Source organism: Mycobacterium pseudokansasii (assembly GCF_900566075.1).
Classification (GTDB): domain Bacteria; phylum Actinomycetota; class Actinomycetes; order Mycobacteriales; family Mycobacteriaceae; genus Mycobacterium; species Mycobacterium pseudokansasii.
On sequence record NZ_UPHU01000002.1, the window covers coordinates 21,796 to 35,681 of the forward strand.

Genomic DNA, 13,886 nt, shown 5'->3' on the forward strand with positions numbered 1-13,886 from the left:
CTCAGGCCAACACCAAGAAGGCCTACGAGCAGGGCTTGTCTCTGTTCGACCTGGAAGACCCCGACTTCGAGGCCAGCGTGACCCGCTCCGAGCGCGACCGCGCCACCGCAAACTGCGTGCTGCACTACGTCGCCCAGCACCACCCCCGCCTGATCCTCATCGAGTGCACCACCGAACTGACCTCCTGGGGACCGGCCATCCCGGGCAAGCGCAAGGTGGGCGACGGGTCCACCTACCGCTGGTGGCTTAAGCAATTCGACCTCCTGGGCTACAAGCACCGCGTGCTCTACCTCAACTCGATGTTCTTCGGCGTCCCCCAGTCCCGCGACCGCCTCTACATCGCCTTCTGGGACCGTCACCTGCCGACCCCCGACCTCGATCACCGCCCAGCCGCCTGGTGTGGCCACTGCGACTCGCTGGTGCAGGCCGTCTGGACCTGGCGCACCGGAGTCCCCCCGACTGGCTCGGTGCGCTACGGCAAGCAATACGACTACCGCTGCCCCTCCTGCCGCGCCGTGGTCGTCCCGCGCACCACGCCGTCCCTGGCAGCTCTGGACCTCACCGACCTGGGAACCCGCATCGGCGACCGCGCCAAGCCCCTGGCACCAGCGACCATGGCGCGCGCCGAGCGGTGCCGCCAGCGCTTCGCCGACTTTCCCGCCGTCCTGATGCCGGCCAAATCGGTCTACGGCTCCGAGCGCCAACCATGGCAACCGATGGCCACCCAGACCAGCCAGCAGGAGACCGCACTGCCGTCCACCGGCGCACTGCTCGCCGCCGCCGGAAACACCTACGAGCGGCCCGGATCAGACTGCCGCAGAGGGGATCTGAGCCAGCCGCTGTGGGCGCAGACCGCCACCAACACCACCGGCATGCTCACCCCGCCGGTCGCGCTCACCGGCCAGACGATCGCCGCGCACCGCCACAACGGCGACGGCAAGCACCTCACCCTGCCCATGGACACCGTCACCAGCACCCATGAGAAGGCTGTCCTGCTCGCCGTCGCCAACTATCAAGGCAGCCCCCGCAGCGCCGCTGAACCCCTGCCCACCCAACTCGGTTCAGAAACCCTTGGCCTGTTCTCCGGCGGAGTGATCCCCTTCCGCCGCAACACCGTGCCGACCAGCCACGCCGAGGCAATGCCCACCGTGACCGCTGAGCAAATCCCCGGCGTCCTCACCGCCGCTGGGATGATCAAGAACAACGGGGCGATAGACGAGGCGAAGTACCGCAGCTACTCCGTGGACAAGCCGCTGGGAACAGTTGTCGGATCGGCCGTCACCCAAGGAGTTCTGTTCTCGGGCTGGTACAAGCAGAACGGCAGCACCGGAACCGAAACCGCCCCACACCCACTCACCGAGCCCTTGGGCACCCTCACCGCCAAAGACACCACCGCGCTGCTGAGCGCGCAGTGGCGCGCCGCACTGTCCGAGCTGACCCTTGAAGACTGCTACTTCCGGATGATGAAGCCCTCCGAAATCGGGCGCGGATGCGGCTTTGACGTCGACTTCGCCGACCACACCGGCACGTTCATCGTCTGGGGCAGCGCCCGCAACCAGGTCGACGGCTACGGCAACGCCGTCTCCCCAGCTGTCGGCGAATGGATCGGCCTGCGCTTGCGCGCCGCCCTGCACCGCGACCTCGCTGCCTGATCGCACGGTGGTGGGTGGGCTGACACACCGGCCCACCCACCACTGCCACCACCGAACTTCACACCCCTCACGACAAGGACCCCCGCCATGAGCCTGACAACCGAAACCCCCTCCCGCCCCGGCAGTTACGCACCGCTGCGCTTCACCCGCAACGCGGCGGCATTCCAACGCTGGTGGCCGACGCTGACCGACACCACCGACATCACCGAAGCCATCGACGCGTTGCACGCACCGCAGAGCAGCGACGTCGAGTCCAGCCTGCACTGGCTGATGATCACGGTCTTCCAAGGCATGACCCCGGTGCCCTGGCTGGAGGTCCACGGACTGCAGCCCACCGCCCGCGTGTCCCACGCCGTCCTGGACGCTGAGGTGGCTTACGACGGCGACGGAGACTGCGTCGGCGTCGATGTTGTGCTCTCCGTGCACGTGACCGCCGCCGACGGCACTGCGGTCGCGACCACACCATCGGCCTATGTCCAGTGGCCGGCCAAGACCTTCGCGCCCACCAACGCCGAACCCAGCGCAGCCCTCGGCGAGATCATCGACACCGCCCTCGATCTCATCAACGACACCATTGCCACCGCCGACCGCTTTGCCGCGATGGCACGGGCTCCACACTGCACCGCCACGGCCCCAGCAGAACCGCAGGACGACGGCGAAGACGAACCCGAGGTCGAGACCTGCCGCGACTGCGGCCGCGTCACCCGGATCGACGACGAACCCGTCGACACCGACGCCGCCGATGGGTGGAATGGGTATTGCGGCAGCTGCGCAGACCGTCGAGAAGGCCAAGACTCCCCCGACGATTGAGACCAGGCGTGCATGATCGCTAAGGGCGCGTTAGCAGGGTTTGCGAGGAACCGCATTAAGCGTGCATTTGAGGCCGGTATTGCAGTGGTAATCGGTCCGTACCGAAATACATTGAAGATTCGGTCTCGGTGCCCTTTACAACCTTTTTAGCTCTTATCAGCTAGGAGGGATCAAAGTCGTCTGTATGGAGCGGCGGCGCGCCCGCGCGGGCCACTGACGGGCGCCCAACGGTTTCAGGCGACGGCGGCCTTCCAGGGGGTGCGATCTAGCGCCGCGCCACCCGGCGCGCACGCACAGTCAACGCCACTCAGCCGGGACAGCCTATGTGCTGCTCGGATGGACTTTCTTGCAGCCCGGACCCCGGTCTCGCCAAGGTCGTCGACGCGCCACCAGCCCGCCTTGGTCGGCGCCCGTCACGTCACGCAGTCTGCACGTTCAAAAGAGGCAAGGAAGACGGAAAGGCATTCCCCAAGTTGTGCTTTTATATGGTGCCCGTCGTCGTGCTGGAATTACAAATAAATTGGTCAGACAATGGCCGAAACGGCCTGAATTAATGCACCTCTATTGCTTGCATTGTCGGGCCTATTGTATTACAATTGACGTAGCACAAATAATTTGCTAGAGAAATCCGGAGGCGATTATGGACACCACGGTTACGGTCTACACAAAGCCTGCCTGCGTGCAGTGCACTGCCACCAAGAAGGCGCTCGACACGGCTGGCGTCCTCGGTTACCGCCTGGTCGACATCACCGAAGATTCCGACGCTCGGGACTTTGTGATGAGCCTGGGCTACACCTTCTCTTGATGGTTCGATAGTGTCTCAATGAATCGGCCCGGTTGAACGCCGGTTTGATAGTCGTCGACCTCGTGCTCGTCACTGAGAGTCGGGTCGACGGGACGTGCACGCGCCAAACGTGCAGCGCCACTCTCAAGCACTGTCACGAAGTTGGACGGGTTTAGCGGATTGAATCGCCCTGGAAATCCCGGAGGCTCCTGACCTTGGAAACGAGGATGCAGGTATGCCGAAGGAACAATCTGCCGGGAAGTCCACAGCGCGTCGCTACAGCCCGGAGGAGAAGGCCGCCGCGGTGCGGATGGTCCGAGCCCTGCGCGCCGAGTTGGGCACCGAGCAGGGCACGGTGTCACGGGTGGCCCGCCAGCTCGGCTACGGCGTGGAGTCGGTGCGCTCCTGGGCGCGTCAGGCCGACATCGATGACGGGTACGCTCCGGGGGTGTCCAGCGCGGAGTCTGCCCGGATCAAGGAGCTCGAACAGGAGAACCGAGAACTCAAGCGCGCCAACGAGATTCTTAAGCGAGCCGCCAGTTTCTTCGGGGCGGAGCTCGACCGCCAACACAAGAAATAGTCGATTTCATCGACGCCCACCGCGAGGAGTTCGGGGTCGAGCCCATCTGCACCGTCCTGCGATCTGCAGGGGTGTCGATGGCCCCGAGTACCTACTACGACACCAAGTCCCGCGCCCCCTCGGCGCGCGCCCAACGCGACGCAGAGCTTGGGCCGGTCCTGGTACAGCTCTGGGAGGACAACTACCGGGTATACGGGGTCCGCAAGCTGTGGAAAACCGCCCGTCGGGCGGGCCACGACGTCGGCCGGGATCAGGTGGCGCGGCTGATGCGGGCCGCCGGCATCGCGGGGGCGCGGCGCGGCAAACGCGTACGCACCACCACACCGGACCCGGCCGCGGCGCGACACCCCGATCTGGTCGGGCGGAAGTTCACCGCGACCGCGCCCAACCAGCTCTGGGTGACCGATCTGACGTTCGTGCCCACCTGGGCCGGGGTGGCCTACGCCTGCTTCATCATTGATGCCTTCAGCAGGATGATCGTCGGCTGGCGAGTCGCCCCGCACATGCGCACCACGATGGTGCTCGATGCGTTGGAGATGGCCCGCTGGTCACGCGGAAACCTGTTGGCGGGCTTGACATGTCACTCCGATGCCGGATCGCAGTTCACGTCCATCCGGTACGGTGAGCGGCTCGCCGAGATCGGCGCGGTCCCCTCGGTCGGGTCGATAGGGGACAGCTTCGATAATGCTCTGGCCGAAACGGTGAACGGCTACTACAAGGCCGAGTTGATCTACGGCCCCGCCCGCAGCGGGCCGTGGAGGACCGTCGAGGACGTCGAGCTGGCCACCCTGGGCTGGGTCTACTGGCACAACACCAGCCGCCTCCACGGCTACCTCAACGACGTACCGCCAGCCGAGTTCGAAGGCGCGTTCTACGATGCACAACGGATCGACCAACCACTGATCGGAATCCAATAGCCCGAGTCTCCGTCAAAACCAGGGCGATTCAAGGAGCGCTGGTGCGCCTCATCAGCGTTCGATCACGCAGACCGTTTGCCAGCAGGCGGATACGGGACAATCACCCGATGCCCACTCCAGAACCTGATGCATTTGGTCGCAGTTGGGTTGATGCCTGGAACGCCCAACGACGTCGAGATAGTCCTTGAGCACTTCGCTGAAGACGTTGTGTTCACCCCACCTGTGGCAGCCCGTGTGCTCCAAGAGAGCGCCCGGGTGGTGCGCGGAAAGGACGCACTTCGGGCCCTGTTGGAGATCGACACTTCACTAGAGCGTTCCTGACCTGGACCTGCACTTCGAGCCTTGTGGGTGTTTACGTGGGCATCGGCGTGATCGTCATCGGCTACCGCAATCAGAATGGCGACCTCGTGACCGAAGTGCTGGTCTTCGACGAGGGCGGTCTGGTCCGCGAAGCTCACGGCACCTACCTCATGTAGATGCGTGCAGCTGGATAGAGAGGCCGTGGCTTATCGGCGCGGTGGAAGTGGTGAGCGCTGTCTCGAATCTAGACAATCGATACGTCTCGTTTGTTGTCTCGAAACTGGACCGTTTGAGGTGGTTTGAGTCGCCCGAACGGCCGACGATACTGGCGGCGCCCAGGCCGATGGTGGCGACTTCGGATGACGGCGACGACGGTAGGTGGATGACTTTGATGACTTGGATGGCGAGGCCGCCGGGCGCTCGGTCCTTAACGTGGTCGGAGACCGTCAAACATGACGGTATGGATGCTGCGGGCGACCAGGGCCTCGTCGAGGGTGTCGTCGGTTATCAGATATGTCAATGCGCTGGTGGTGACGGCGCCAAATAGCGCGATCGCCACCGATCGCGGATCATGTTGCGCGACAAGGGAACCGTCGGAGGCTCCGGCGATGAGCAGCGCCTCAACGGGTTGATAGTAGGCGCTGCTGATCATCTCGGCGATGACAGGCATACGTGCCGCCCTGCCGAGCTCTCCGATCAGAGCCCGGCAGACCGCTGGGCGCCGGGCCATCACCCGCAGTTGCGCGCCGATGACGCCGCTGAGGCGTTCAGCGCCGGTGCCGTCAGCGTGCACGACGGCGGCCACATCGTCCGCGATTTCACCCAGCGCGTCTTCCAGCAGGTACGCGAGGATGTCTTCTTTACCGGCGAAGTAGTAGTACAGCGTCGCCTTGGCGATCCCGGTTGCCGTGGCGACGTCTTCGATCTTGGTTTCGTTGAGGCCGCTCTCAGCGAACAGTTCGGCCGCAGCCGGAAGGCGCTCGGCGATCTGAGGTGGGACTTCGCGCATTGCTGTTCCTGTTCGGCGAGTTTAGACTGCGAGTCTAAACGCTTGTTCTGCAATGTGGCAGGAGACCCGTGTGACCAAGGCGCAGATTCACTACGACCCCTTCGATGCGGTCATCCTCGACGATCCCTACCCGACCTACCGGGTGTTGCGTGATGAAGCGCCCGTGTATCGCGCAGAGGAATCCAACACCTGGGTGCTCAGTCGCCACCAGGATGTGCAAGCCGCCGCGCAAGATCACGATACCTATTCCTCGGTGGACGGGATATTTCCCATGCCGCCGGGTTCGGACTTCTTCCAGTCGGTTCTGCCGATGATGATCGTGATGGATCCGCCGCGCCACAACCAGCTGCGTGCACTGGTGAGCAGGGCATTCACGCCGCGGCGCATTGCTGCTCTCAACGATGGAATTGAGGATCTGGCGCAGGATCTGTTTGAGCCTTTAGCTCAGGGGGCGGGGTCGGCGGACTTTGTGGTGGACTTCGCCGGTGTGTTGCCGGCGGTGGTGATCGCTGATCTGCTGGGCGTGCCGCGTGAGGACCGTGGAAGGTTCCGACAGTGGTCGAGCATGCTGGTCCAAGTGGACCTCAGGCAAGGAGACAACGCGGACGCCTTGGCTGCGATGGCGTCGGTGTACGAGTATTTCACCGACTTCCTCGCCGACCGCCGCAATGCCCCGCGCGATGATTTGATGTCGGCGTTGGTGTACGCCGAGATCGATGGTGTGCGCCTCACCGACGAGGAAGTCCTCGGGTTTTGTGCGCTGCTGCTCATTGCAGGCCACGAGACCACCTCTAACCTGCTCGGCAACGCCGCCGTCGTGTTAGCTCAACACCCCGAGAGCCGTCACCGCTTGGCCACCGATCACAGCCTGCTTGGGCCCGCGGTCGAGGAGTTGCTGCGTTACGACTCACCGGCTCAGGGGCTTTCACGAACCTTGACCCGTGATGTCACGTTACGCGACACCCTGATGCGGCGCGGGGACAAGGTGCTTCTTCTGTTCGGGTCGGCCAACCGCGACGAGCGCGCCTTCCCCGATCCCGACGTGTTCGACATCGACCGCAAACCCGAGCATCAGGTCGCCTTCGGCCGCGGCGTCCATTTCTGCCTGGGCGCCGCGTTAGCGCGGATGGAAGCCCGGATCGCGCTGGCCGCCCTGCTGAAGCGGGTACCGGACTGGGAAGTCGACCTGGCTTCCGCGCAGCGGCTGCGGTCGGGCCCGATCCGGGGCTACACCTCGTTGCCGATCACCTGGTCAGCAACCTAAGCCACCGAGAGAAGGGCTCGACTTCTAGGCCGAGGCCACGGTAGTGGCCGACCCTTCCGGGTTGGTCGGTTCGGCTGGTGTGGTGGTGATTTCGCGTCGGTGCGCGGCGAGAAAGTCATCCACGATGCGCGCGCAATCCTGGTGGTCGATGGTGTGAAGTCCGGTCAGGCGGGCGAACACGATCGGGCCGATCAGTTGAGTCAGGGCCAGCGTGAGTTCGAAATCGCCAAGTTCGGCGCGTGCGTCGGGGGTACCGAGGATCTGATCGAACGGTTCGCGGTACTGGTCGATGACGCGCACCTTCAGGGAGCTGAGTGATTGCTGCCGATCGTGGGCATCCTCGACGTCGCCCTCGGAAGGTGGTGGCCCCAACGCGAGCCAGGCCAGGGTGGTCAGGTGGATCGGTGTTTCCTCGATCAACGCGGCCTGCCGGCTCAATAGTTCGACCAGTCGATCCCGCAGCGAACCGGTCAAGGGCGGAGGCGTGACGTGTGGAAGCAGTCGTTCAAAGGTGGCCGCGAGAAGTTGCGCAGAGCTGCTGAAATGCCGGTAGAGAGTCGTGCGGGCAACTTTCGAGGCTTTGGTCACGGCATCGATGGTGACGGCCTCGATGCCACCGGCACTAAGCAGATGGGTGGCCGCATCAAGCAGCCGCGTCCGCGAGCGCAGCCGTCGCGGATCGATGTCATAGCCGTCCTCGACCGAGAACTCAGAGGTCATCTCGCTCCTCAACCCTCAGAACCCCACAATCCTAAACCCAGACGACACTCGGCTGACGTTTCGACGACCCCACGTTGTGGTACTTGCAGTTGCGTAGCGAAACCGACAGTACCTACCCAGGTGGAGGTGTGATGGATTCCGGTGATCTGACGCGTTTCGCGACGGTGAATCTGTCGCGGGCTCAGAAGCGGACGCTGGTGGTGTCGTGCCTGTCGGTGGCTTTGGTGATCGGCTCGATGGCCGCCCTGTATTCCTCGCTATCGGACATCGCGGCCCAAACCGGGGCGACCCAGAGCCAGCTGACCTGGGTCGTCGACGGATACACCCTCGCCGTGGCGTGCCTGGTGCTGCCCGCTGGCGCACTCGGTGACCGCTACGGCCGCCGCGGGGTTCTCATCGCCGGACTCTTGGTGTTCTCGCTGGCCTCGACGATCCCGCTGTTCGTGCAAGACCCGGTCTGGCTGATCGCCGCGCGCGGCGCCGCAGGGATCGGCGCCGCGTTCGTGATGCCCTCGACCCTGTCGATCCTGACCGCCGGGTTTCCCGAGCACCAACGCGGCCGCGCCGTCGGCATCTGGGCAGGTGTGGCCGGTTCCGGCGCCATCCTGGGCGTCCTGTGCTCGGGACTGTTGCTGCAGCAATGGTCGTGGTTATCGATATTCGTCGGTTTGAGCGCCGCCGGCGTGGTCCTTTTGATCGCGGCGCTCACGCTGCCAGAGTCCCGCGAAGAATCCCATCCGGCAATGGATTACCCCGGTTCGGTATTGGTCGCAGTGGCCATCGGGTTGATGGTCATTGCCGTCACCGAAGCGCCGGCCCGCGGCTGGACCGATCCGGTGGTGTTCGGGCATTTCGCCGCCGGTCTGGTGGCGTCGGCGATCTTCGTCGTCGTGGAGTTACGCGCGGAGCATCCGCTGCTGCAGTTGCGACTGTTCACCGACCGGGGTTTCGGCAGCGGCACGCTGTCAATCATCCTGCAGTTCGCGGTGATGTTCGGCGTGTTCCTGCTGCTTGTGCAGTACCTGCAGCTCATCGTGGGCTATCAGCCGTTGCAGTCGGCACTGGCCCTGGCGCCCATCATCGTTCCGATCGTGTCAATTTCGTTGGTCGCGCCGCGGCTGGCCGAACGCCTGGGTCTGCGTTTGCTCACCGTGCCGGGTCTGCTAATCATCGCCGCCGGGCTGTACATGGTCAGCCGGCTTTCGGTAGACGCGGCCTACACCGACATACTGTTTCCGCTGCTGAGCTTGGGCACCGGGTTGGGGTTGTGCACCGCGCCGGCCACCGCGGCCATAGTGGCCGCGACACCGGTGGACAAGCACGGTGTGGCCGCCGCAGTCAACGACGCCGCCCGGGAAGTGGGCGCAGCGCTCGGCATCGCCGTCGCCGGCAGCGTCCTGGCTGCCGACTACACCAACCGCATCCAACCCGCCCTGGCGACGCTGCCCGCCCAAGCGCAGGAACCGTTCTCCGACTCCCTGGCCGCAGCACTGAAAGTCGCTGCGCAATCGGGACCGTCCGCGCAACGGCTTACCGACGTGGCCAAAGCCGCGTTCGTGCACGGCAACGGCCAAGCCGCCCTGGTGCTGTCGATCATCACCATCATCAGTGCCCTGATCCTCGCGGTATGGGCGCCCGGCCGCCCACGCAGCGCTGCGGACTCCGCCGAAGGGCAACCAGCCCAACGGGTCACATCCGGGCGGCAGGCCCGATCCGAGGGCCAGTCAGCCGACGGCCAACGCGAGTCTGACCAGCCGGCGAACCGGTTCGGCCGGGCAGCACCACGAGCTTCGACGGTGATCCTCAGTGACAACACCGGAATCCGGCGCCGACGCGACGCCGGTCCAGCTGCCCCCGTACACCGCGACATTCATGGGTTGTGGTCCCGATAATAACCACAGGGGGTTGGGCTTGGTGGGCCGCCAACCATCGCCTACCAAAGATACCGACAGTTGCGAAACGCTGCTATGCGTACTCTGAGCGGTCAAGACCGAAGCGAAGAGCCGGAGGGCGAGTCCCGCCCGTAGTCGGTCATTCGCGCCCCCACGCCCACGCAAGAAACCAATGGGATCGTAACAGTACTGTCAGTACCCCCGTGGGGATCGGTGCAACCGCTGCAGCCCCGCGAGAGGCTCACCGCGATCCAAGAGCGCGTAGTTGCCTGCAGTACTGAGGGCGGCATCGTCGTTAGCCTCAACCCCGTAGGCCGTTGAACCGTGTGTCCGTGGTGCACGCCCTATGCTTGGCGGTCGAAGCCTCCTCGCAGTTGTAGGCGATCTCTTCGCGCAGAAGCAGTTTCGATAACCGGTGCCGCGCCGTTATCAGATCCCCGCGGCAGTCTTGACGGGGCTAGGCGGACAAGTTTCGGCCGCGACGTTCATTGGGTTGGCTTGTCAGGCGCATGGTCGTACATTTCCCGCTCCATCAGGTCGTTGTCCAAGAACCAGCTGGAGCGAGGGGGGTAATGGCGTGGATGCACGGGGCCCTGCTCCACCCGCGCCCTTCGGTGCATCAGGCCGGTAACACTGCGGCCGGCGACCCTGACACTGTGGACGGCGCGGGTCCACCAAAGGGTCCTGGTTAGCGGAAGCTCGAGCTTCATTTTACCACCGTCACTTTCTCCATACGTTTGCGCGACTGTCCGTGGCACACGTCGCGGAGCTTGGTTCGATGAGCACGGCAAGCGACGTGCGGAGACCGCTTCGTGTAGCGCCTGCACGACGCATCCTTGGATCCGTTGCGTGATCATGATGCCGCCTTCGGTACACGGTCCGGTGCTCTTAAAAGTACTACTAGTATCGGTCAGATACTAGTAGTGTCGTGACGATACGACTGGTATCGTTCGACAACTGCACCCAGCACCATGCGCAACTGGGCTGGCCAACGATGGTCGCGGCACCACCGGCGGTACCACTGGCTAGCCCTTGGCTAGCCCTAACCATTCGTCAACAGCATTCGATAGGCAGCAACCAGAACACAATGGCTTAACACATTGCTATGCAGCATATTTCAGAGTTCAGCGAGTTGTTGTCTTGACTACCGGCGCCGGTCTGGCCTGGCCATCGCGTCAACGCAGCGTGTCTGGGCAGAGGTTGTATTGCGCGGCGGCGACGATCTGGGGACCTTGGAAGTTCTGCAAGCCGAACTGGTTTTAGAGAGTTTTAGGTGCTACACCACTGCGAATCTTGTCGCACATGCCGGTTGCCGTTAATCGGCCAGAAGTTGCGGTCCAACATCGTCACGCCGTTAGCATCTAGTTCAGCGAGGTAGCCTTGGTCATCGGCGCGAGCTGGCGACGCGGTGGCAACGAATTGGCATATGCCAAACGCGACTGGAATGTATACCTTGCCGCCCGAAAAGCGGGCTCTACCTAGCAGTTGCGCCTGCCCCACTAGGGCTACCTACCCCCACTGACGACCGGTGCCGTTATAAAATTGTGGATCGGGATTTCGGTTCACGGCCAGCCGCGTCCTTGTTCCTCCGAGCTGCCGACATGACAACGGCTGCGGCTGCCGCCGAGCACCAGGTTCAACGCAGTCTGCGCTTAGTCGAATCCGGCTAGAGTGAGCCTCAAGGCTTGTTCCAGTTGGACGTGGAGCGGTGGACTCGTTTTGGTGTCGGTGCTAATCCAGCGCCGAAGTATGAATTGTGCGGTGGCCAAACCCGTGTGGACCAGCAGCGAGGGACGGATGTCGGTCACCGCGTCGACGCCCATGTGCGTGGCGACCAGTTCGATGAACCGGTGGTTATCGTTCTCGCTGATCAGCGCCGATTCGCTCAGTAGGTGGGGGGCGGTCCGGATGGCTTCTCGCCAGTATTGCAGATTCTGATTTGCTGTGTCCCAAGCGGTTTCGATAAGCAGACGCATCAGAGTCTCGGTTGCTGATGCGTCGGACGGCTGGGCGCTGTAGGACGCAATGATTTCGGCGACCATTTGCCGGACGGGTGCGACAAGCAGGTCTTCCTTGGTGGGTGCGTAGCGGAAGTAGGTACTGATCGAGATTCCGGCCGCGGCCGCGATGTCCTCGGTTGTCACGGCAGCGAATCCGCGTTCGGCGAAAAGCTGGTGTGCGATGTTTTGGATTTCGGAGATCAACTTGGCGCGGCGTCGGTCCCGTAACGAGCGGATGTTTGCTGACGGCATGCCATCACCGTCGATGTGACATTCCAACTGCATGATGAGCTATGGTACGAATAGTAGCGTAGCGAGACCGAAGGTACTGGGGGTGTTTTCTTGCCGGTGTCGCAGCGTCGGGCCCTTTGGGTTGTGTGAGGAATTGCCGCTACCCGCATGGGTATTCGCTATCCGAGTGCGCCGGAATCGTCCGCCGATCGGGTCCGCGTTTTCGCACCGCGGTCTGGACGGCACAGCTTCAGTACCCACTCATGGCTGTGCCACCAGTACGCTCGTGCTAGCCCCGTTTACCGCACTCGCAGCTCTTGCGGTTGCGCTTGCGGGTGCACGCATGTCCAACGGTCTGCAAAGACATCGTCTTCCCCGAATGGGGATTTGAGGAATGTCATCCCGCCACCTCTTCGTCGAAAGGCCTAACCCCGAAGTGACGTCGTGATGTCGGTTGACGTACCGCTCCGCGCGGCGCCAGATTCCGAGGTCTGTACCGGGGGCAGCGCCGCAATCCTCGATGCTGCCCGAGCGGTCGCAACGGCGGGCGGCTTCAAGGCCGTGCGTCTCAAGACGGTGGCCAAGCAAGCTGGCATCACTGTCGGGTCACTGTATGACCATTTCGCGTCGAAGACCGACCTGCTGGTGACGCTGCTCGCCCATGAGTTTGAGCGGGTGAATCAGGAACGCGACTGGAGCACGTGCGCCGCTTCCCCGAGTGACCGACTGGGATCGTTGACGGCGCGACTCCACGACGAGTGGCAGCAAAACCTGCAGCTCACCGAGGCCGTGGTCCGGGCATTCGTTATTGCGGGCACAAACGAAGCCCTGACAGTGCAACACGCCGCCGACGTCGTCGAAAGCATGCTGGCGCGCACGGTTGGTGGGCCCACGCAGGGCGCTTGCGATAGGCAGATTGCGGGAGTCATCGCTGATATCTGGCTGGCCAATCTAATGGCTTTCGTCGTCGGACGGGCGACAGCAGCGGAGGCGCGCGAGCGCATTGATCGAGGTATGCAGCGCATTCTTGCTGCGTGGAGCGCGAGCAAGAGCGCATAGCAATACTAATAGTCGCGTTGCGCTACTATCGGTAGCATAGGTCGGTGAGTGCCGGCGCCGTCGAAGGGAGTGGTTATGCATGCGCAATGGATCGAGCAGTGCACCGTTCAACGAGTCTCGCTGCACGAAGGGCTGGTAGTCGACCTCGACGATTACAACCAGCTGGCGATTTCCCGACCGATGCGGCTGCCCCTCCCTCCGGCAGGAGGCTGGCCTGAGGAAGAGGTGTTGATCGACCCTATCAATCTTTCGGCCGAGGAGCGGCCACTGTTGGACCTGGCCGGAGCGACCTGCACGCGCGCCTGGTGCGACGACGAGGATGCGTTGCATCTCTGTTTCTCCCGCGGCCACCGCATCGATGTCGACCCGGATGCGGCCGCGATTTCGTGGGAGCTCTATGGCAAGTGCCACGGCTAAATGGCGTGTCTGCCGCGGGGTCGAGTCCGAGTGATTCGGCACGATCTTGTTGTTGACGAGAATGACTCAGACGCAACGCAACCCGTGGCCATGCCACATCAGTAGCCCGCGCGCCTGGTGACATGGCGGCACAAGCGCGAAGGCGATGTGAACGATAGATCGAGCCATCTCGATGGAGCCTGGAGGACTCGGGCACTCTGACTGCTGACCTGTTTGATCGGTGGCCGGTGCGGTGTCCGACTTGTCAGCCG

Annotated in this window: 9 protein-coding genes, 3 pseudogenes and 1 other annotated feature; of the genes and pseudogenes, 8 read left to right on the top strand and 4 right to left on the bottom strand. The window is 63.5% G+C overall.

The genetic code is table 11. The features are described 5' to 3' along the window. Positions 1-35 precede the first annotated feature (35 nt). The 4 genes and pseudogenes from EET10_RS28670 (at position 36) to EET10_RS28685 (ending at position 4,743) form a co-directional block, all read left to right on the top strand. Positions 36-1,652 carry a DNA cytosine methyltransferase gene (locus EET10_RS28670; RefSeq protein WP_225723107.1) on the top strand — a complete coding sequence of 539 codons (1,617 nt, stop codon included), beginning with the start codon at positions 36-38 and terminating at the stop codon, positions 1,650-1,652. 87 nt (positions 1,653-1,739) lie between these two features. Further along, a complete protein-coding gene (locus EET10_RS28675; protein WP_051493617.1) occupies positions 1,740-2,462 on the top strand; it encodes a hypothetical protein in 723 nt (240 codons plus the stop codon). A 640-nt stretch (positions 2,463-3,102) separates the two neighbouring features. Then, positions 3,103-3,255 (top strand): annotated as a pseudogene (locus EET10_RS28680) (NrdH-redoxin); the annotation flags it as partial. A 226-nt stretch (positions 3,256-3,481) separates the two neighbouring features. After that, a protein-coding gene (locus tag EET10_RS28685; protein ID WP_099187347.1) for an IS3 family transposase occupies positions 3,482-4,743 on the top strand; the annotation gives its coding sequence in 2 pieces (ribosomal slippage) (positions 3,482-3,785 and positions 3,785-4,743; 1,263 coding nt in all). Next, positions 3,781-3,912: a sequence feature (AL1L pseudoknot), on the top strand. It overlaps the preceding gene by 132 nt. Positions 4,744-5,470: 727 nt before the next feature. Here the strand turns inward: EET10_RS28685 and EET10_RS28695 are convergent. Then, a complete protein-coding gene (locus EET10_RS28695) occupies positions 5,471-6,052 on the bottom strand; it encodes a TetR/AcrR family transcriptional regulator (RefSeq protein WP_036395538.1) in 582 nt (193 codons plus the stop codon). 52 nt (positions 6,053-6,104) lie between these two features. Between EET10_RS28695 and EET10_RS28700 the strand changes: the two genes are divergently transcribed. Further along, positions 6,105-7,316, top strand: a complete 1,212-nt coding sequence (locus EET10_RS28700) for a cytochrome P450 (RefSeq protein ID WP_036395540.1) — start codon at positions 6,105-6,107, stop codon at positions 7,314-7,316. Positions 7,317-7,340: 24 nt separating this feature from the next. Here the strand turns inward: EET10_RS28700 and EET10_RS28705 are convergent, their stop codons facing one another. Continuing rightward, entirely contained in the window at positions 7,341-8,036 is a 696-nt protein-coding gene (locus EET10_RS28705; RefSeq protein WP_036395543.1) for a TetR/AcrR family transcriptional regulator, read from the bottom strand. A gap of 131 nt (positions 8,037-8,167) precedes the next feature. On the opposite strand from EET10_RS28705, the gene EET10_RS28710 reads away from it, so the two are divergent. Continuing rightward, the gene (locus EET10_RS28710) at positions 8,168-9,928 is read left to right on the top strand and encodes an MFS transporter (protein WP_080692215.1); all 1,761 of its coding nucleotides are present in this window, start codon (positions 8,168-8,170) and stop codon (positions 9,926-9,928) included. 346 nt (positions 9,929-10,274) lie between these two features. Here EET10_RS28710 and EET10_RS32570 read toward each other — a convergent pair. Together EET10_RS32570 and EET10_RS28725 are read right to left on the bottom strand one after the other, a co-directional pair. Beyond that, positions 10,275-10,382, bottom strand: a pseudogene (locus tag EET10_RS32570) (IS110 family RNA-guided transposase); the annotation flags it as partial. A 1,198-nt stretch (positions 10,383-11,580) separates the two neighbouring features. Further along, positions 11,581-12,180 (bottom strand): TetR family transcriptional regulator, encoded by a 600-nt coding sequence (locus EET10_RS28725; protein ID WP_036395660.1) that lies wholly within the window; start codon positions 12,178-12,180, stop codon positions 11,581-11,583. Between the two features lie 426 nt (positions 12,181-12,606). Here EET10_RS28725 and EET10_RS28730 point away from each other — a divergent pair, with 426 nt between their 5' ends. Together EET10_RS28730 and EET10_RS28735 are read left to right on the top strand one after the other, a co-directional pair. Next, positions 12,607-13,218: a TetR/AcrR family transcriptional regulator gene (locus EET10_RS28730; RefSeq protein ID WP_099187345.1), complete on the top strand. Its 612-nt coding sequence runs from the start codon at positions 12,607-12,609 to the stop codon at positions 13,216-13,218. 75 nt (positions 13,219-13,293) lie between these two features. Further along, positions 13,294-13,740 (top strand): annotated as a pseudogene (locus tag EET10_RS28735) (DUF6188 family protein). Positions 13,741-13,886: the final 146 nt, after the last annotated feature.